This is a genomic window from Idiomarina sp. 28-8 (genome assembly GCF_000320945.2).
GTDB lineage: Bacteria > Pseudomonadota > Gammaproteobacteria > Enterobacterales > Alteromonadaceae > Idiomarina > Idiomarina loihiensis.
Genome location: NZ_DF266793.1, coordinates 103,612 through 123,716 on the forward strand (window position 1 = coordinate 103,612; position 20,105 = coordinate 123,716).

The window sequence follows — 20,105 nt, forward strand, 5'->3', positions numbered from 1 at the left end:
CATTAACCCTTCTTCTCACGACACTGGCGTTCAAGGCGCTCGATTTGAGCCCGCAGCTGTTGTAAATCGGTTTTAAACTGGTCAAATTCAGCTCTTACCGGTAATAATTTCTTCTCTTCGGTCAACACACCATGCACCCAGCGCTGCTGCTGTTGCCAATGTGTTTTTACCTGCTCACGGCTACGTCGCCACAGCTTTCCCAGCCAGTAGGCAGGCGCGTCACCAACGGTTTTCGCGAGCTCAGCTTCCCAGTCAACGTTCAGCGACTTAAACAAGCTAACCACTTGTTGCGCCAGCATGGGGTCACCATCAATATCCAGTAAGTCCGCTTTTATCAGCCGCGTGAGGTTAGCGGTATCCTGCAACTCCGGCAATACACCCATTTCTGTTGCAATACGGCAATCTACTTCGCTGTCATCAGAGGTACTAAGCTGAACACCATGGGCATCGACACTCACAGTGACTTCAAAGGGCAGTTCCTTCAGATGAAAACGCAGGCGCTTACCGTCCAGCCGCCGCAAACGTTCCGCCGATTCCGGGTCACGGTGCAGCACATTGTTTGCTAACTTCTCGACCAACAAGATTGGAATAAGCGGTAATAACGTCATCAGAACTTATACCCTCGGTGCAGTGCAACCACGCCACCAGTCATGTTCTGGTAGTCGACTTTTTCGTAACCAGCTGCTTCCATCATTGACTTCAGTGTTTCCTGGTCCGGGTGCATACGGATAGATTCCGCCAAATACTGATAGCTGTCAGAGTCGTTAGCAACAACCTGCCCCATTTTTGGCAAAATGTTGAACGAATAAAAGTCGTACACCTGATTCAAGGTAGCCGATACCGGCTTAGAAAATTCAAGAATTAATACCCGACCGCCAGGTTTCAGTACCCGCAACATAGAGCGAAGAGCTTTGTCTTTGTCGGTGACATTGCGCAAACCAAAAGCAATGGTAATAACATCAAAGGTATTGTCATCAAACGGAAGTTCTTCCGCGTCAGCCTGCACGTAACGAACATTGCCAATAATGCCTCTGTCACGCAGCTTGTCACGACCCACTTTCAGCATAGCGTCGTTAATATCGGCCAGCACAACTTCGCCCTCAGCACCAACACGGCGTGAGAACTGAGCCGTTAAGTCGCCAGTTCCGCCGGCAATATCCAATACTTTCATACCACGGCGAACACCACTGCAGTCAATGGTATAACGCTTCCATAAACGATGAATACCAAACGACATTAAGTCGTTCATAACATCATATTTTGCCGCTACCGACTGAAAGACATCAGCGACCAGGTTTTTTTTCTGATTACGGGCGACTTTTTGATACCCAAAATCAATGGATTCTTCGTTTTTATCGTTCATTCAACTATCCCGAACTGATTTTGTACTAGTGTACTTGATGATCACACCTGAGCATAGTGGTCACGACGCGGTAACCAACGCTCAATTAGCGCTTCTGCGCTTTGCGGATAATGCTCTAATACGTGCTGAGCAATATTTTGGGCTTCTGGTATTAACGCTTCATCGCGCTCTAAGTCAGCCACTTTTAATTCAGCTAACCCTGTCTGCCGGTGGCCTAGCAATTCACCCGGCCCACGAATTTCCAGATCGCGCTGTGCAATCACAAAACCGTCGTTACTTTCGCGTAAAACGCCCAGCCTCTGCTGTGCAGTTTGCGATAACGGACTGTGATACAGCAGCACGCAATGACTGGCTACAGAGCCCCGGCCAACGCGGCCGCGCAACTGGTGTAACTGAGCTAAGCCCAGCCGTTCCGGGTTTTCAATAATCATGAGCGACGCGTTGGGAACATCCACCCCAACCTCTATGACCGTCGTTGCGACCAATAAGTCAATATCACCCGCTTTAAACGCCTGCATCACCTGTTCTTTCTGCTCATGTTTAAGCCGGCCATGCACCAGGCCAATACTCAAGCCCGGCAATTGCTCCTGCAAGTCATTGGCGGTGTCTTCTGCCGCCTGACATTCAAGTACATCGGACTCTTCAATAAGGGTACAAACCCAATACGCCTGACGGCCTTCAGTGGCACAGACCTCCCGCACACGCTCCACAATTTGTTCCCGACGGGTATCCGGAATGGCAACCGTGGTTACCGGTGTGCGTCCGGGCGGCAATTCATCAATAACTGATGTGGCTAAATCCGCATACGCTGTCATAGCCAAAGTTCGCGGGATGGGTGTTGCAGTCATAATTAACTGGTGAGGATGCACGCCGGCCTGAACGCCTTTTTCGCGTAATTGTAACCGCTGGTGCACACCAAAACGGTGCTGTTCGTCAATAATCACCAATGCCAGGCGCCGATACTCAACATCCGCCTGAAACAACGCGTGGGTACCAACCAGTAAATGAATATCTCCCTGCTTTAACTGTGCCAGCAATTCCCGACGGGACTTACCTTTGGATTTGCCGCTCAACCAAGCGACATTAATACCCAGGGGCATCAGCCACTGGCTAAAAGTAATGGCGTGCTGTTCAGACAAAAGCTCGGTCGGCGCCATTAAAGCCACCTGATATCCAGCTTCAATGGCTGCCAGAGCGCTGAGCGCAGCAACCAGAGTTTTGCCTGAGCCGACATCACCCTGCACCAGTCGCATCATTGGCTGACCTTGCGCCATATCGCTGGTAATTTCTTTCACCACTCTTGTCTGCGCGCCAGTGGGTGAAAACGGCAACTGCTTTAAAAATGCCTCTTGTAACGCACCATTGCCTTTTATGGTAAAGCCCGCCTGAGCCTGTCGAGCCTGGCGTAACTGCAGCAAACTTAACTGGTGAGCAATAAGTTCTTCCGATGCCAGGCGCTGCTGCGCGGGATGCTCGCCTTGCTCCAGCAGTGCCAGGGGAACATCCACCGGCGGCCGGTGCAGAGTCAAAATAGCCTGCTCTAAAGAAAGTTGATGGGGTCTTAAATTTTCAGGCAGCAGTTCAGGTAAAGAGCCGGGCTGAAGGTACGTCAGTGCCTGCTCGATGATCTTGCGCAAAATTCCCTGAGTCACGCCTTCTGTCATGGGGTAGACCGGCGTCAGAGTTTCCTGCATATTCAATGGCTCGCCAGCTTTGACCATTCGGTACTCGGGGTGAACCATCTCCCAGCCGGTCATGCCCCGACGCACTTCGCCAAAGGCTAGTAACTGCGTGCCTTGTGCGAATTGCTTTAGCTGAGCCGCGCTAAATTGAAAAAACCGCAGACTGATACTGCCGGTTTCGTCGCTGGCCTGACAAATCAGCATACGCTTACGACCGTACTTGATATCGGCGTGCCGCACCGTGACCAAAACATTGGTCGCCACACCCGCACGTAAATTTGCAACGTCAGTTACCTGAGTACGATCCTCGTACCGCAACGGCAGATGCAACAGTGCATCACTGACAGAGGCTAAGCCAAGCTTGCGCAGCTTAACCGCAACCTTTTCGCCCACACCTTTAAGTACCGTCAGTGGAATGTGCTGCAGTCCTTTTACCGCCACCTTTGCTCCTTATCTTGCGCGCATCGCCAGCCACCAGGCTTCATCAGCGACAATTTGTCCATTTTCATCCAGCTCCGGGTAAGGCATATTCTTACGTTTACACGCCTTTGCATAAATTGGATGACCACCTTCAAATAACACCCTGTGCCGCTCTTCGGCGCTGATATGTGTTTTATCGTATAAGCCAGCTTGCTCTCGTTGTCGCTGCGCTTCATACAGCATCACCGCGCCAGCAACAGAGACATTCAGTGACTGTACCATGCCTACCATAGGAATCATTACGTGATAATCAGCAATATCCAAAGCTTCATCGGTAACGCCATACTTTTCCTGCCCCAGCAGAATTGCGGTTGGTTTGGTGTAGTCCACTTCACGAAAATCCACCGAGTGTTCCGAAAGGTGAGTCACCACCACTTGCATGCCCCGACCTTGAGTTGCCTCCAGCGCTTCACCAACCGTTTTATGATTATGTATTTTCACCCAGTTTTGACTGCCAAGCGCAGTACCACCCGACAAACGCGCCTTTTTGGTCAGCCATATGGCGTGCATTTCATGTACACCTATCGCATCTGCTGAGCGAACCACCGCAGACAAGTTATGGTTTTTATGCACGTTCTCCATGACAACGGTAAGGTCTGGCTGACGTTTGTCCAACATTTGGTTAATTCGTTGATATCGTTCAGGACTCATTGCTTTTTTATGAAAATAGGACTAGATATAAGCAGTATACCCGAGAGATTCGGTCAGAACTAACCCTATGCTCCACTCAGGATAATAAGAATAACAATGTCGTACTCCTACATTGCGCGGCAACCTATTTTAACCAGAGACCAAAAAGTTTTTGGTTATGAACTGCTGTTCCGCAACAGTACTGAAAACAGTTTTCCGAATATTGATCCTAACGAGGCCACCTCTAAACTGCTTTTGCAGCAACATTTACTGGGTGACATTCAGACGCTTTGTATGGGAAAGCAGGCATTTATCAATTTTCATGCCCGTACTTTGCTAAATGACTTCCCTTCTTTCCTCAACGCCCGCACCGTGTGGGTAGAGCTTCTGGAAACCGTGGGGGTTGATGCGCCTTTATTAGAAGCATGCAGTGCCACTCGCGCCAAAGGTTACCGAATTGCATTGGATGATCATGATTTTGCCGGGCAATGGGAACCTCTCATTCCTATGATCAATATGGTGAAAGTTGATATCCAGGAGCAAGGTTTAGAGCTTGATGAAAAAATTCGCTTCTTTAAAGAAAAGGGCGTTCCACTGCTCGCCGAGCGGGTTGAAACCCGGGACGAGTTCGAGCGTTGCCTGGAGTTAGGCTTTGATTATTTTCAGGGCTTTTTCTTCGAAAAGCCGCAAATAGTCCAGCAAAAATCGCTCGCGCCTAACCGCATTAGTATGCTGACATTGTTGTCTGAGGCGCATAAAAAAGAGCTCGACTTAGATACCATACGACAGGCCATTGAGCAGGACTTATCACTCACTTACAGCTTGCTTAAACTGGTCAACAGCGCACTATACGGCGGCCGCAAGAAGATTGAAAACATCCAGCATGCCCTGGTCTATTTGGGTACTACCGAAATTCGCCGTTTTATCACTCTGATTGTTTTAGCTAATGTGTCAGCAGGGCAGCCTGAAGAGTTGACCATTAAATCGGTCACCCGAGCGCGCTTTATGGAATTGGTTACGGTTGAAATTCTTAACGAAAAGCACCGTTCCAGTGCTTTTTTAACAGGCATGCTGTCATTACTGGATATCATTTTGGGCGTATCTATGCAGGAGGTGCTTAGACAGCTTCCGTTGTCTTCAGAAATTACAAAAGCATTGAAAAACCGCGAGGGTGTATGGGGGTATCTGCTGCAAATGACCGAGCTTTATGAGCGCGGCGAGTGGAAAGCTCTGGATAAGCACCCGCTAAAACAAAAATTGAACGGCACCGATATTGGCCAGCTTTATATCGATGCCAGCCAGTGGTGCCGTTTAGCCCTATTCTAAATGCCCTAGCTCATCCGTTTACGAGATACTTCATAGATATCCGTACGACGATCCTTTTTATTGGTCACTGAACCTTCATGGTGCAAATAACGCAGCTCATCCAGATTTAAGTCTGAGAACATTAGCATTTCCGTGTTCGGCGTGGTCTCCGACATGATCGCGTCATGCGGGAAGGCGAAATCCGAAGGAGAGAATACTGCCGACTGCGCATATTGCACATCCAGACTTTCCACTTCAGGCAAGTTGCCCACGCTACCGCAAATCACCACATAACACTCGTTCTCTACCGCACGGGCCTGAGCGCAATGTCGTACACGCAGGTAGGCGTTACGGGTATCGGTCCAGAACGGTACAAACAGAATTTCTAATCCTTCGTCCGCCATTATGCGGCCCAGTTCAGGGAACTCCACGTCATAGCAAATTAAAATGCCAATGCGTCCGGCGTCGGTATCGAACACTTTAACTTCGTTGCCGCCTTCAATGACCCAGTCGCGCTTTTCGTGCGGGGTAATATGCAATTTGTACTGCTCTTCTACCGAGCCATCGCGACGACACAAATACGAGACGTTATAAATACTATCTCCGTCCTGCACCGGCATCGACCCGGTAATAATATTGACGTTATAGCTGACTGCCATTTGCGACATTTCACGCTTAAACAGATCGGTGTACCCAGCCAGAAAACGAATTGCGTCCATTTGCTGACTCTGGTCAGTTAGCCCCATTAACGGCGCATTGAAAAACTCCGGAAAGACGGCAAAGTCGCTTTGATAACCCGACAGCGCATCAACAAAGTACTCCACCTGCTTCAGCAACTCTTCTACCGACTCCACCGAGCGCATTTGCCACTGCACCGCGCCTACACGGACGTTCTGAATACGAGTTGTCAGAATATTGTCTGAAGGCTCGTACAGGAAGTTATTCCACTCCAGCAATGTGGCAAAGCCGCGTGACTTTTTATCCTCCGGAAGATACTTACCCAACAGGCGCTTTACGCTAAAGTCATTCGCCAGCTGAAAGGTCAGAATGGGGTCATAAATTTCACGCCGCTGCACTTTGTCCAGATACTGACTTGGCGTCAGCTCATTTGCATATTTGTGGTAATTGACAATACGACCACCAGCCAGAATGGCGCGCAGATTGGCCTGCCGGCACAACTCTTTACGTGCGTCGTACAAGCGACGCCCCAGACGATAACCGCGATACTCCGGATGAATTAAGACATCCAGCCCATAAAGCGCGTCACCTTTTTTATTGTTAAGAATGGCCTCTCTGTGGCCAATTAAATCGTCATAGGCGTGAGGGTTGGAAAACTTGGTGTAGGCCACCTTAACCGTTAAGGCGACACCAACAATGCGGCCATTATCCTCCAGACAAAACTGACCTTCAGAAAAATCCTTTATCAGCTTTTCTATGGTGAACTGGCTCCAGGAGCCACCTATGTCTGTGTAGACAGCATCCATTAATTCTTTTAACTGTTCGTAATCTTCCAGCCGCAAATTTCGTATTTGCAAATGCAGTTCATCGGGGCTCATTATCTTTATCCTGATCTAAAACAACTTTACCGACAGTCTACACGTAATTGGAATAAGGTTGCATCAGGATAATTAGCTGTATAAACTTCTGGACGTCCAAATAAAAATAAGAAGGCTGACACATGACCAATGCTTCGCCACAACCGGCTAGCGCTAAAGCGCTATTACCTCTCGCATTATTCTTGATCCTGTTCTTAGGAACCGGATTGTATTTTCAAAGCGAAGGGGTCGAATACGCGTTTTACCAATTACCCAGCCCGGTTGCGATTCTGCCGGCCATAGTCCTTGGTATTTTACTCAGTAAGCAGGCATTTGAAGAGCGCATCGAAACCTTCGTTGGCGGCGTTGGCGACAACAACATTATTACCATGTGTCTCATTTACTTGCTGGCGGGTGCGTTTTCGACGGTGGCAGAGGCAACCGGTGGGGTCGACGCGATGGTGGCGCTTGGGCTAAATGTTATTCCGGCTTCTTTCCTGCTGCCCGGGTTGTTTATTATTGCCGGGGTTATCTCTACCGCTATGGGCACCTCTATGGGCACACTGGCGGCGCTGGCTCCGGTGGTTCTGGGCATTGGTGAAGCAACCGATATTAGCTTGCCGCTGCTGGCCGGGGTACTTGTTAGCGGTGCCATGTTTGGCGATAACTTATCCATTATTTCAGACACCACCATTGCAGCAACTCGTACACAGGGCTGTACCATGCGGGACAAATTCCGCGCGAACTTAAAAATTGCCATACCCGCGGCTATCTTTACCGTAATTTGGTTAGTCACTTACGACACCAGCCAGGTGCCTTTAGAAATTCCGGAAGCCAACTTGTGGCTGTCATTACCTTATTTCATCATTATTGTTTTAGCGGTTATGGGGCTTAATGTTTTTGCCGTACTCGGGCTTGGCATTGTATTAGCAGCCGCTTTTGGCATGTTCACTGTCGACTACGAATGGGTGGCTTTTAGTCAGGATATCTACGAAGGTTTTGGCAGTATGCAGGAAATCTTCCTGCTGTCGCTGCTCATTGGCGGCTTGTCGGCGTTAATTCGTCAGCAAGGGGGATTGGCTTTCTTAGCGGGTTTTGTCGAAAGCGCAGCGAATAAAGTCAGTAAACACAAGCAGCGGGCATCAGCTATTGGCGTGGCGGCCCTGACCGCTCTGACAAATCTATGCGTCGCCAACAACACCGTCAGTATCTTACTGGCCGGCGAAGTTAGTAAACGTCTGGCCAAAGTGGGCAATTTAGCACCGCGCCAAAGCGCCAGCTTATTGGATATTTTTGCCTGCGTTGTGCAGGGAGCTTTGCCTTACGGGGCACAGGCACTGTTGATGGGAGCCAGCTTTAAAATATCGCCACTATCGGTCAGTCTGCATACGGGGTATTGCTTTATTCTGGCAGCCGTGGCTATTGCCATTATCATCTGGCGCCGCCCTCTGGAAGACAGAGAGCCGACACCAGAAACAGCTTAATTAATAGGTACTGGGCAGTTCCATAATGCCGTCAATTTCGATTTGCGCGCCTTTCGGCAACTGCTTTACGCCGATAGCCGCGCGAGCCGGATACGGTTCTCTGAAATGCTTCGCCATGACTTCATTTACAATGGCAAACTGCCCCAGATCGGTCAGGTAAATCTGTACCTTTATCATGTCCTGCAGTTCGCCGCCGGATGCCTCACAAACAGCCGTCAGGTTTTTAAACACCTGCTCGGCCTGGGCCGTGAAGTCTTCGCTAACGAGCTCCATACTTTCAGGAACCAGAGGAATTTGTCCGGAAAGGTATACTGTCGTACCAATTTTTACCGCCTGCGAATAAGTGCCGATAGCTGCTGGCGCTTTATCCGTTGAAATAATCACTTTAGACATATTACTTCCTTAAGCGCGTCACGCGCTGAACATCCGGCATCTTGCGAATATGACGGATCACATCCGCTAAATGCTTACGGTTTTTTATCGTTAAAGCCACATCAATGAAATAAATGTTGGCATCAATTTCTTCGGTCTGCAGACCATCAATATTACAGCCCGTGGTTGCAATAGCCGATGTTAACTTAGCCAGCACGCCCTGATTATTGACAATTTCAATGCGAATTTCAGAAATAAACTCGGCTTCGGGTTTGTTATCCCACTCAACCGGGAAGTAACGCCCCGGGTCATCTTCATGGCCACGAACGTTTTTACACTCACGACGATGAATAACCAAACCTTTACCCGGACTCACATGGGCAATGATATCGTCGCCCGGAATGGGGCGACAGCATTTGGCAAAACTGACCAGCAGACCTTCTGCGCCTTTAATTGAGAGGCTTTTCTGTGATGCGTTGTCATCTTTTATCGGCTGTAAGTCGCCTAAAAGCCGCTTCGCAATGGCCACCGACATCATATTGCCCAGCCCAATTTGTTTCAGCAAATTCTCGCGGCTATCAATTTTTGTTTCCTGCAATACCCGCTTAAATTCCGACTCTGGAATTTCATCGTAACTGACCTGCCCGAGTGCTGAGCGAAGTAAGCGCTCACCCAACTGTTGCGCTTCGTCAGCTTCCTGACTTTTCAGGTACTGGCGAATTTTAGCCCGGGCTTTACCGGTTACCACAAAGTTTAACCAAGCAATATTCGGCCGCGAGTTAGGTGCTGTTTTTATCTCAACCGTTTGCCCGGTTTCCAGCGGTTTACTCAACGAATAAGTACGATGGTTAACTCTCGCACCAATACAGGTGTTACCAACGTCGGTGTGCACAGCGTAGGCAAAATCTACCGCGGTAGCGCCCTGAGGTAATTCGGTAATTCGGCCATCGGGACTGAACACGTATATTTCATCCGGGAATAAGTCAGACTTTACGCTTTCAATGAATTCAAACGAGTTGCCTGCACTTTGTTGTAACTCTAACAAGCTTTGCATCCACTTACGCGCACGCACCTGAGCCGTGGTACTGGAGTCATCCGATTGTTTGTACATCCAATGCGCGGCGACACCGCGGTCAGCCATCAGATCCATCTCTTCGGTACGAATCTGAATTTCTACCGGCACCCCGTGAGGGCCTTTCAAGGAGGTATGCAAAGACTGATAACCGTTCGACTTTGGAATAGCAATGTAGTCTTTAAACCGCGTTTCAATAGGCTTATACAAATTGTGCAGCGCCCCAAGAACCCGGTAACAAGTATCGACACTGTCCACAATGACGCGGAAAGCGTATATGTCCATGACCTGTTCAAACTTCACTTCTTTGGCCTGCATTTTCCGGTAAATGCTGTGCAGATGCTTTTCACGGCCAGACACCCGTGCCTGAATATTGTTACCGTCCAGGCGCGAACTGATTTCACTTTGCACTCGCTCGGTAAACTCGCGACGGTTACCGCGGGCACGTTTTACTTCTGACTCAAGCAATTTTCCACGCCAGGGGTACAGCGCCCAGAAGCCCAGTTGCTCCAGCTCATTTTTAATATCGTGCATACCCAGGCGGTGCGCTAAAGGTGCATAAATTTCTAAGGTTTCACGGGCAATACGGCGGCGTTTGTCGGGGCGCAAATGCTGAATGGTGCGCATGTTATGGGTGCGGTCAGCCAGTTTAATCAGAATAACCCGGATATCCTGCACCATCGCCATAATCATCTTGCGGTAGTTTTCGGCCTGGGCTTCTTCTTTGGAGTTGAACTGCAACTTATCCAGTTTAGACACGCCCTCTACTAAACTGGCAACAGTTGCCCCAAAACGCTCGGCCAGATCTTCCCGGCTGGTTTCAGTATCTTCAATAACGTCATGGAGTAAAGCCGCCATTAAGGTTTCGCAATCCAGCCTCATGTCAGCAAGCAGGCTTGCAACCGCAACCGGGTGCGTAATGTAAGGCTCGCCGCTGCTGCGTTTTTGCGAACTGTGGGCTTCGTTTGCTACAACAAAGGCATCACGAATACGTTCCACCTGCTCGGACGGAAGATACTCACTAACCTGAGCCTTTAAGCCTTCAAATAAGTACACCAGTTAACTCCCCGGGTAATACCGGACTATGAATATACTTTCAGAATAAGGGGATTTGACGGAATTGCCAACGGCATTGATGCCGTTGGCGAACAGAAACTTTTATTCGATACCGCGTAGTGCATCTACCGCACGCAGTTCTTCAGCGTCTTGCTGCTTTTGAGCCGCCTGATCTTCAATATCAAGGCGTTCATTGTCGATAAGGCCTTGCTCTATTTCACGCAAAGCAATAACAGTTGGTTTTTCGTTTTTTGTTTCAACTAATGGCTCTTTACCATTGGCCAACTGACGCGCGCGGCGTGAGGCTAACAAAATTAAATCAAAACGGTTACCAACACGGTCTACAGCATCTTCTACAGTTACGCGAGCCATGGTTTACTCCCAATAAAGCGTGAGTCGTATTTTTCGAAAGGCTAAGAATTATACGGAATTAAGGCCTATTATCCAAGCAATTCCTTCAATACGCTTGAATATCTTATTTGCTGATGCGGCATTTTTTGCCGCTGAGCTAAAACAATATGCTCCAGCGATGCCAGGCTGTTGTTAAAGTCATCATTTACCAGTAGATAGTCAAACTCATGATAATGCGACATTTCTGCCTGAGCTTTTGCCATGCGCTCAGCAATAACTTCGTCAGAATCCTGTCCGCGAACACGCAAACGTTCCTCCAGAATTTCCAGGCTGGGCGGAACAATAAAAACCGAACGCACTTCAGGGTGATGTTCACGAACCTGTTGAGCGCCCTGCCAGTCAATATCCAGAAACACGTCTTTGCCTTCAGCCAATAAAGACTCTACAACTTTACGGGAAGTGCCGTAATAGTTGCCAAATACACGTGCCCATTCGTAAAATTCACCGGCATCAATACGTTGCTCAAATTCTTCAGTACTGAGAAAGTGATAATGAACGCCCTGTACTTCTCCCGGACGCGGAGCACGTGTGGTGGACGATACAGACACCTGCATAGACTGATCAGGATGCTTTTCCAACAAAGCCCGAATCAGGCTCGATTTCCCTGCGCCACTCGGGGCCGCAATGATAAACAAATTCCCTAACACCGGAGACGCGGTCATAACGGGTTCTCTTTTAAAAAACGGACGATCACTGTTGGCGCGAAATAATAACACGGTTTCACACCGCGATGAAAATTGAGTAAAGTATGGCTTTTAAGGACTGGTGGTATTACTTTGCAGACTCAATCGGCGCCTGTCGCAAAACCGTCTAAATTCCCCCTGCTGTTCGGCTTGCTCGTACTGGTATTGCTAGGGCTTAATCTGCGCCCTTTGCTGACATCCGTAGGGCCACTAACCGATGAGCTACAAACCATCACAGGTCTGTCTTTCAGTGAGATATCGCTGTTAACGACACTGCCCATTCTAATGATTGGCTTAATGGCCTTATTTGCCGGGCGGGTGACAACAGCTTTGGGTTATCGGCAAGGTATTGGGCTGGGCTTGTTGATTCTGTGCGCAGGCCTTACCACCCGACTATTTGAGCCGACCAGCACCAGCATGATTACCAGTGCTTTAGTAGGCGGAGTTGGCATTGCATTACTGCATATCGTTATTCCGGAACTGACCAAACAACAGTATTTGAATCGCTTAGGCATGGTCACTGGCCTTTGGTCTGCGGCACTCATGGGCGGCGCGGCACTAGGTGCTGTCGCGACTCCATGGGCTGCAAATTTGTTACCTGAGCGCTTTCAGGCACTAGGCAGCTGGTCTCTTTTGGCGGCAATAGTGCTGATTATTTGGTACTTACCATTTAATCGCACACCGGTTGCCAGCATTCCTCCCCGACACCTGTTACTGCGGGCTCACCGTTACCCCCGGGCTTGGCTTCTGGGTATTTATTTCGCCCTGGTGAATGCCGGATACGCCGGATTTATTGCGTGGATAGCGCCATTTTATGGTGAATTCGGTTGGCCCGCACAAAAAGCAGGGAATTTACTGGCGCTATTTTCTCTGGTTCAGGTTATCGGCGCTTTGCTGCTGCCGGCTCTCTCGCGCACACAAGACCGAAGGTTGTGGCTAACAGCCGCGGTACTTATTCAAATGGCAGGCTTTGCGGGGTTAAGCTGGTTTCCGACCGAAGCTCCCTGGCTATGGTCGGCACTTTGCGGCTTTGGCTTAGGTGGCGCTTTCCCGCTATGCATTGTTATGGCGCTGGACCATATCGATAACCCTGTGCAGGCAGGACGCCTAGTTTCTTTTATGCAGGGTATTGGCTTTATGTTTGCCAGCCTGATGCCGTTATTAACCGGATGGTTCAGAGACGTTTCCGGCAATTACAGTTTCGGCTGGCAGTTACACATTATTGTCGGCATTCTTATTTTGCTGATAACCTGGCAATTTAACCCTAATAGCTACCGTGGCCTGTTTAACTTGCGGGAATAATTCTCGCAATTATATCATCGGCTAAGCTTTCCAGCTGCTGCCGCGGAATTTCTCGCCTGGCCATGGTGCGCAAACCAATAATATTCGTCTGTAATAAAAGCCCCAGACGTTCAGGAGACTGCGAACTACCGATTTCTCCACGCTGCTGCGCCTGCTGAAACGCCTCTGTAAAAAGCTGTTCAAATTTATCAAGATAACTTTGTACAGGCTCGCTAAACGCTTTGTCTTCCGGCGTAAATTCCAGCAAGGTTTTTACCAGCATACACGCCTGAGTTGGTGCACAGGTCTCTGTCATTACCGCAATGTTACGAAGGTACAAACTTATTCCCTGCAGCACCGAAGATTTCTGCGCTAAGGCTTGCTTAAACTCATCTTCTGCAAGAGAGGAGTATTCTTCAAGGGTCTCTTTAAATAAGGCTTCTTTATTGCCAAATGCAGCATAAATACTTCCTGGCCTCATATCCATTTCTTCCTCTATGTCTTTCATAGAGGTTGCGTGGTACCCCTTGCGCCAGAAAAGCTTCAGCGCATTGTTAAGCGCTGTTTCCCGGTGAAATTTAGGCGTTCTGGGCATTATTTTTATCCTTAATTATTTACCTGGGAGCAAGTATAGACCTGCTTGTTGTTAATTTCACTTTAAGAAGTGTTAAGAAAACATGATCTAAATGTCTCGGGCTCCACTATTAACCCATACATTTCGTACTTAGAGGTAACACAATGGAAATTGTTCAATTCGGTTCTGATGATATCGAAAACACCTTAGCTAAAATGTCAGACGACAAATTAAACGACATTGCGTTTGGTGCTATTCAGTTAGACGCCAGCGGTAAAATCATTCAATACAACGCCGCCGAAGGTGACATTACCGGTCGTGACCCGGGTGCTGTCGTTGGCAAAAACTTCTTTAACGAAGTGGCACCATGCACCAACAGCCCTGAGTTTAAAGGACGCTTCGACGAAGGCGTTAAAAACGGCAATTTAAACACCATGTTTGAATATGTTTTTGACTACGAAATGCAACCGACCAAAGTTAAAGTTCATATGAAAAAAGCTTTAACCGGCGACACCTACTGGGTATTCGTTAAGCGACTATAAAGTGACAGACTCACTTCAGCAGCACCTTATTGTTACTGTCATAGGCGATCTTATCGCCGATGAACTTGCGCGTATGCGTCCGGCTGAAAGTGAGTACTGGAAGCGTCGCCAATGGCATGAAGACGACACGTTAGTGGCAAAAAACAAGTCAACCAAAGACAATGGCGAGGATGACGTTGTAGTTGATTCGCTGGAACGACTGGCCTTAGCTGGCCGGGTAGTTCAGTTCTTTCATATGGGGGACAGCGGAGTGGAAGATTACCTTCTGCGCCGTAACAGTCTGGCTGAATGGGCTGAAGTTGTTCTGAAATCGCGGCAAGTTCACACCCAAAACTTAACAGTTACCACTTCCGGCAGCACCGGCCAACCCAAAGCCTGCGAGCATTCATGGAGTGCATTAGTTGAGGAAGTGAGAGAGTTTGTCCGTATCTTTGACAACGATTATGAGTTATCTCCAGTTCGTATTGTCGCTTTAGTGCCAAGCCACCATATTTATGGGTTTCTGTTTACCGTATTGTTGCCACATCTTGTTGATGCGCCGGTTTTGCGTGGTTTTAAAGCTTATAGCCACGTTCGCAACGGTGGCTTACGTGCCGGAGATGCTGTTGTCGGTTTCCCTGAGTTACTCACTCAGTTATCGTCAGAGATGCCACCATTACCGCCCGGAGTGCTTTTTATTAGCTCTGCCGGACCATGCCCGGCCAGTACGGTGCACCAGTTGTATGCTATAGGCGCAGCTCGCGCTGTGGAAATTTATGGTAGTTCCGAGACTGCAGGTATGGCTTACCGGAGTAAACCAGAAAATAACTACCGTTTGTTATCCCGCTGGCGCAAAAATACAGAAAACCATCAGCAACTAATTGATAGGCAAACAAAGGTTATTTACGAAATACCAGATAATACCCAGTGGCATACAGAGGATGAATTCCAAATCACCGGACGAGTCGACAAGGCGGTTTCGATACGAGGAATCAATGTGTTCCCGGCTCATATTGCTAAGTGTCTGCGTCAACACCCGGCAGTTGCCGATGCAACGGTACGCCCGATGAGATCCGACGAAGGCTATGGACTGAAGGCCTTTATTGTTTTACAGGAGAATATTAGTGAAACGGTAACTGAACAAAGTGTTCAAACCTGGTTAAGTGACAACCTCTGCGCTGCGGAAATACCGGAGCGAATTAGCTTTGGAGAGCAATTACCCATAAATTCCATGGGTAAGGCGCAAGACTGGAGTATCGATAACTCGCCAACGGGTAAGCCGTTAAATTAATTCAACGCACGTAATAACACATCGTCAAACCTCAGATCTGTTATTTGTGCAGACTCCAACGCTATTTTATGCTCAATGCCGTGCTGCTCTAACAACTGCCGGGTAGCCTGCAGGCAATTCTTATTTTGCTCTGCTGACAGCGTTGACATGAGTACAACGATAATTCCTTTTCCTAAGCAACCCGGAGTGTCGTAATCCTGAATGTTCTGACGGACAATTTTGCTGACGGCTTTTAACGTTTCTGCGTTATTTGCAACGCGCACGACCATGACATAATACTGATGCTCAGAATGAGCCTGGTATAAACTAAAGCGCCGTTGCAGAGACTGCAGCATAAGCCGTCGATTATAAAATCCGGTGTGCTCGTCATTGCCACCGGTTTCCCTGAGCTTGAGCTCAAGTTCTTTATAGTCGGTAATATTCTGCGTGGTACCAAAAATAATTTCACGCCCGGCTTCGTCAATGCGATAAATCCCCGACTGCCGTAACCATCGGATTTCACCGTCGCCAAGCATAATACGATGCTCGACATCTCTCGCGCCAGACTGTTTAACGGCATTAATTGCGTCGGTTACCGCTTGTCTGTCTTCGGGATGAGTTCTTTCTAAAGTCAGGGCTAATGAGGGCGTTACCCTGGACTTGTCCAAACCATGTAAATTGTACATGGTATCCGACCACTGCGACTGCCCGGTTTCTAAATCAAGCTGCCAATGCCCGAGCCCGGCAACTCGCTCAGCAAGCATTAAATTGCGCTGGTTTTCTTCAACTTTCAGCTCCAGCATTTTTCTCTCAGTAATGTCCAGCATCTGTCCATTCCAGAGCGTACTGCCGTCGGCCTGTTGACTGGTTACTGCGTGCCCATATATCCAGCTAACTCTGCCATTTTTAATCACCCGATACTCTTTCACCCACAAATATTGATAGCGGGCAGAGTTATGCATACTGCTCAAAACAGATTGTAAGTCGTCGGGATGAATAATTTCACTCAGCAATGTCACGTCATTTGCCAGTGACTCAGCCGAGCACCCAAAAATAGCCTCAACGCCCTGACTGACATAATTAAATTTCAATTGCCCGTCCGGTGAGCGTTCAAGCTGGTATAGCGCCCCCGGTACCGAGTTTGCTAAATGTTCAAGGTTAACCAGTTGTTTCTCATGATCCATAAATTGCAACATAACTCATTATCGATAAACATACGCCGCAATATTAACCCACAGACCAGAAACTAAACAGCAAATAAATGCAAAGTGACCCATTACAAATCTTTTTAAGTAGTCTATATATAAATAAATCATAATAAAAACAGGAGCTTTTATGTCGACCGAGAAGCGAAAGTGGCATTCAGCGATTTTACTGCCTGTCTTTCTTCCTGCGGTTATCGTTATAGCTTTACTGGTTGTAGGCACTTTAAGTGCCCCGGAAAAAGCCGGCGAGCTGTTTAGCTGGACTCTTGCTGGTATTACCGAAAATTTCGGTTGGTTCTACATGTTAGCCGTCGCACTTTTCCTCATGTTCATTATTGGCGTGGGTGTTTCAAGCTGGGGGAAAATTAAACTCGGCCCCGATCATTGCGAACCCGAATACAGTTTCACCTCTTGGTTTGCGATGCTCTTTTCAGCAGGTTATGGCATAGCCTTACTCTTTTTTGGTGTCTCTGAGCCCATACTACATTATGCCGAGCCCCCGGCTGGTGCGGCTGAAACCGTCGGCTCAGCTAAACAGGCGATGCAAATCGCTTATTTTCACTGGGGCTTTCACATTTGGGCAATTTACGGCCTGGTCGGTTTGGTTCTGGCCTATTTTTCATTTCGCCACGGCTTACCGCTCACCATGCGCTCAACCTTGTACCCACTCATCGGTGATAAAATTAATGGCCCCATTGGGCATACTATTGATACCTTCGCCATTCTCGGCACCATGTTCGGCATTGCCACCACGTTAGGGCTTTCGGTTATTCAAATTAATGCCGGTCTCAACTATTTGTGGGAAGACATTCCGGTCGGAACCACGGTTCAGGTTATCGCTATTGGCATTATTACCTTGGCCGCAATTGCTTCAGTAGTTGCAGGCATGGATAAAGGAATTAAACGATTATCTTTGATCAATATAGCTTTAGTCCTATTCCTGGTTCTGTTTGTTTTCGCGGTTGGGCCGACTATCCATATTCTGGAAACCTTCTTGCAAAATACCGGCGCTTACATAAGTGGCATTGTAGAGCGCACCTTCAATTTACAGGCCTATGAGCGCAGTGACTGGATTGGTAACTGGACATTATTTATCTTCGGCTGGACCATTGCCTGGGCACCTTTTGTCGGGCTGTTTATTGCCAAAATCAGCCGCGGCCGCACCATCCGCCAGTTTGTTTTTGGCGTTATGCTGGTACCAACCATATTCACTTTCTTCTGGTTTGCCGTATTCGGTGACACAGCGTTGAATATGATCATGAACGAGGGTTACACAACCTTAATTTCAGAAGTTCAGGATAACCAGGCAGTAGCGCTGTTTAAGCTCTACGAAAATCTGCCTATGACCAGTGTCCTGAGCTTCCTGACAGTACTGTTAATCATCACCTTCTTTGTAACGTCATCGGATTCTGGCTCATTGGTTATTGATTCATTGTCCTCTGGCGGCATGATGGAAACGCCTGTCTGGCAGCGTGTTTTCTGGGCGAGCACTGAAGGTATTGTTGCATCCGTATTGCTCGTAGCGGGTGGGTTAGGAGCTCTGCAAACCGCAGCTATTACCAGCGCGTTACCCTTTGCGATCATTATCTTAATATCGGCGGCGGGTATGTGGCGTGCGCTCATAATTGAAGGTCATCAGTCTAAAAGTCTTCAGAGTCACCGCCATTCTCATCGTCGCGGAGTCAACGAGGGAGCCGACTATTGGAAAAAACGTCTGGCTGGGCTGGTAGACTTTCCGAATAAAGAGTCAGTACTTAAGTTTATCAACGGACCAGCTACCGAAAGCATGAAAAAGGTGCGGGACGAGTTAAAAGATCAGGACTGGCCGGCAGAATTCCGAGCTGACGAAGAGCATAACCGCATTATTCTCAGCGTTGAGCGAAAAGGCGACTTAGAATTTGCTTACGAAATTCGCTTAAAAGACTACCTGCTGCCAGAGTATGCTTTAACTAACGATGAAGGCAGAGAAGTTTATTATCGAGCTGAAGTATTCCTCAGACAAGGTGGGCAGTCTTATAATCTATATGGTTATGAGCAGACTGATATCATCAACGATGTGATTAATCAGTTTGAGAACTATCTGCACTTCCGTCATAACAGTCCCGGAGTTCTCCCGTGGGACCTTGAAAAGCATGACGAAGACCTGAATGAAGACCTTGAATCACAAAAGTAAAAGGAACGTAAAGAAGCCGCTCTCCGGAGCGGCTTTTTAGTGGTCGGACTGTTGATAGCAGGAGACATGTGCGAGAATAGCCATATTGTCAGTATGGAGTTTAACTATCACTATGGAACGTGTTGATACAAGCCCGCAAAAGCTAAGCCCGATGCCCAGCATGTTACTGCGTTCTCTGTTAACGTTACAACGCAGCGATGAGTCAGCAGCAGAGTCTGAAACTTTGCTCAAAGAGTATTCTATTCCTGCGCCAACAGCTAAGCATCTGAGCCGTTATCAACAGTCGTTTGGTGGTTTTGTCAGTGATGTTCCTCTGGCCATGCTGTACTGCATTGCGCAAAGAGCTCATTTATCGCAAATGCTCGATGACAGCTTTCCCTGGCCTGCGCCTGGTTTAGTTCATGTCAGCAATAAAATTGAGCGTCATCAGGTCATTTCTGCGCAAGCGCCTTTTCAGCTGGTATCCAGAGTAAAAGTACCTAAGCGCGGCCCTGATGTTTCTCCGCGTCGCCTGCGCCCCCAGTTTGTGGTTGAGTTCTGGCAAAATAATGAGAAAGTGGCAACATGCTCCAGCGTTTATCAGGTGATGAGTGGACAGAATGCTGGAACAACGAAAAAATCGACGCCTCCGATAAAAGCATTTGAGCCGGAAGCCGGCTGGGAAAATCTCAGTCACTGGCAATTAGGCAGTGGTATGGGCCGACGCTATGCACGCATTTCCGGCGACTTTAACCCAATTCACCTGCATCCGCTGGTCTCACGCTGGTTTGGCTTTGAAAAACCAATTATTCATGGCATGTATATGATGGCAAGAGCTCAGGCTGAGCTTGAGCAGCGTCAGCAAAAAGCCGTAACTTATATCGACGTTACCTTTAAGCGCCCAGTTATTTTACCTGCACGGGTACAGCTATGGGCGTCAGAGCAAGATGATAAAACCAAATACGAAGTGCGCAGTACGGATCACAGCTCACTAAAGCTGGAAGGGTCAGTTCGTTTCGACTAACCCTT

The 20,105-nt window shown here is 48.2% G+C and carries 18 protein-coding genes; 7 read left to right on the plus strand and 11 right to left on the minus strand.

Annotated elements, in window-relative coordinates:
- Positions 1-2: 2 nt before the first annotated feature.
- The 4 genes from RJ32_RS12575 to trmH are packed head-to-tail and all read right to left on the minus strand — an operon-like array spanning position 3 to position 4,176.
- A complete protein-coding gene (locus RJ32_RS12575; RefSeq protein WP_011235598.1) occupies positions 3-608 on the minus strand; it encodes an SCP2 domain-containing protein in 606 nt (201 codons plus the stop codon).
- A complete protein-coding gene (gene ubiE / locus RJ32_RS12580; protein ID WP_011235599.1) occupies positions 608-1,363 on the minus strand; it encodes a bifunctional demethylmenaquinone methyltransferase/2-methoxy-6-polyprenyl-1,4-benzoquinol methylase UbiE in 756 nt (251 codons plus the stop codon). Before ubiE ends, RJ32_RS12575 begins: the two co-directional genes overlap by 1 nt.
- Before the next feature lie 41 nt (positions 1,364-1,404).
- Positions 1,405-3,486, minus strand: a complete 2,082-nt coding sequence (gene recG / locus RJ32_RS12585; RefSeq protein WP_011235600.1) for an ATP-dependent DNA helicase RecG — start codon at positions 3,484-3,486, stop codon at positions 1,405-1,407.
- A gap of 9 nt (positions 3,487-3,495) precedes the next feature.
- Entirely contained in the window at positions 3,496-4,176 is a 681-nt protein-coding gene (trmH, locus tag RJ32_RS12590; RefSeq protein ID WP_011235601.1) for a tRNA (guanosine(18)-2'-O)-methyltransferase TrmH, read from the minus strand.
- 96 nt (positions 4,177-4,272) lie between these two features.
- On the opposite strand from trmH, the gene RJ32_RS12595 reads away from it, so the two are divergent.
- Positions 4,273-5,481 carry an EAL and HDOD domain-containing protein gene (locus RJ32_RS12595; RefSeq protein ID WP_034822691.1) on the plus strand — a complete coding sequence of 403 codons (1,209 nt, stop codon included), beginning with the start codon at positions 4,273-4,275 and terminating at the stop codon, positions 5,479-5,481.
- A 5-nt stretch (positions 5,482-5,486) separates the two neighbouring features.
- Here the strand turns inward: RJ32_RS12595 and RJ32_RS12600 are convergent, their stop codons facing one another.
- Positions 5,487-7,016: a bifunctional GNAT family N-acetyltransferase/carbon-nitrogen hydrolase family protein gene (locus RJ32_RS12600; protein ID WP_011235603.1), complete on the minus strand. Its 1,530-nt coding sequence runs from the start codon at positions 7,014-7,016 to the stop codon at positions 5,487-5,489.
- A gap of 122 nt (positions 7,017-7,138) precedes the next feature.
- Here RJ32_RS12600 and RJ32_RS12605 point away from each other — a divergent pair, with 122 nt between their 5' ends.
- A complete protein-coding gene (locus RJ32_RS12605) occupies positions 7,139-8,479 on the plus strand; it encodes a Na+/H+ antiporter NhaC family protein (RefSeq protein WP_034822693.1) in 1,341 nt (446 codons plus the stop codon).
- On the opposite strand, the gene RJ32_RS12610 is transcribed toward RJ32_RS12605, so the two are convergent.
- The 4 genes from RJ32_RS12610 to gmk form a co-directional block, all read right to left on the minus strand.
- Positions 8,480-8,872, minus strand: a complete 393-nt coding sequence (locus RJ32_RS12610) for a RidA family protein (protein ID WP_011235605.1) — start codon at positions 8,870-8,872, stop codon at positions 8,480-8,482.
- Between the two features lies 1 nt (position 8,873).
- Positions 8,874-10,979, minus strand: a complete 2,106-nt coding sequence (gene spoT / locus RJ32_RS12615; RefSeq protein ID WP_034822695.1) for a bifunctional GTP diphosphokinase/guanosine-3',5'-bis pyrophosphate 3'-pyrophosphohydrolase — start codon at positions 10,977-10,979, stop codon at positions 8,874-8,876.
- Between the two features lie 102 nt (positions 10,980-11,081).
- A complete protein-coding gene (gene rpoZ / locus RJ32_RS12620; RefSeq protein ID WP_011235607.1) occupies positions 11,082-11,351 on the minus strand; it encodes a DNA-directed RNA polymerase subunit omega in 270 nt (89 codons plus the stop codon).
- 68 nt (positions 11,352-11,419) lie between these two features.
- Positions 11,420-12,052: a guanylate kinase gene (gmk, locus tag RJ32_RS12625; RefSeq protein ID WP_011235608.1), complete on the minus strand. Its 633-nt coding sequence runs from the start codon at positions 12,050-12,052 to the stop codon at positions 11,420-11,422.
- Positions 12,053-12,166: 114 nt separating this feature from the next.
- Between gmk and RJ32_RS12630 the strand changes: the two genes are divergently transcribed.
- Positions 12,167-13,375 (plus strand): CynX/NimT family MFS transporter, encoded by a 1,209-nt coding sequence (locus RJ32_RS12630; RefSeq protein WP_051018795.1) that lies wholly within the window; start codon positions 12,167-12,169, stop codon positions 13,373-13,375.
- Here RJ32_RS12630 and RJ32_RS12635 read toward each other — a convergent pair.
- On the minus strand, positions 13,359-13,949 hold the full coding sequence (locus RJ32_RS12635) for a TetR/AcrR family transcriptional regulator (RefSeq protein WP_034822697.1): 591 nt from the start codon (positions 13,947-13,949) through the stop codon (positions 13,359-13,361). The genes RJ32_RS12630 and RJ32_RS12635 overlap by 17 nt on opposite strands.
- 143 nt (positions 13,950-14,092) lie before the next feature.
- Here RJ32_RS12635 and pyp point away from each other — a divergent pair, with 143 nt between their 5' ends.
- Positions 14,093-14,470, plus strand: coding sequence for a photoactive yellow protein (gene pyp / locus RJ32_RS12640; RefSeq protein WP_034822699.1), 378 nt, complete (start codon positions 14,093-14,095; stop codon positions 14,468-14,470).
- A gap of 1 nt (position 14,471) precedes the next feature.
- On the plus strand, positions 14,472-15,740 hold the full coding sequence (locus RJ32_RS12645; RefSeq protein WP_011235612.1) for an AMP-binding protein: 1,269 nt from the start codon (positions 14,472-14,474) through the stop codon (positions 15,738-15,740).
- Here RJ32_RS12645 and RJ32_RS12650 read toward each other — a convergent pair.
- On the minus strand, positions 15,737-16,903 hold the full coding sequence (locus tag RJ32_RS12650; RefSeq protein WP_235598961.1) for a PAS domain-containing protein: 1,167 nt from the start codon (positions 16,901-16,903) through the stop codon (positions 15,737-15,739). The genes RJ32_RS12645 and RJ32_RS12650 overlap by 4 nt on opposite strands.
- Positions 16,904-17,054: 151 nt before the next feature.
- Here RJ32_RS12650 and RJ32_RS12655 point away from each other — a divergent pair, with 151 nt between their 5' ends.
- A complete protein-coding gene (locus RJ32_RS12655) occupies positions 17,055-19,097 on the plus strand; it encodes a BCCT family transporter (RefSeq protein WP_034822703.1) in 2,043 nt (680 codons plus the stop codon).
- Between the two features lie 112 nt (positions 19,098-19,209).
- Complete coding sequence (locus RJ32_RS12660; RefSeq protein ID WP_034822705.1) at positions 19,210-20,100, plus strand: MaoC/PaaZ C-terminal domain-containing protein; 891 nt, start codon at positions 19,210-19,212, stop codon at positions 20,098-20,100.
- The last annotated feature ends 5 nt before the right edge of the window (positions 20,101-20,105 follow it).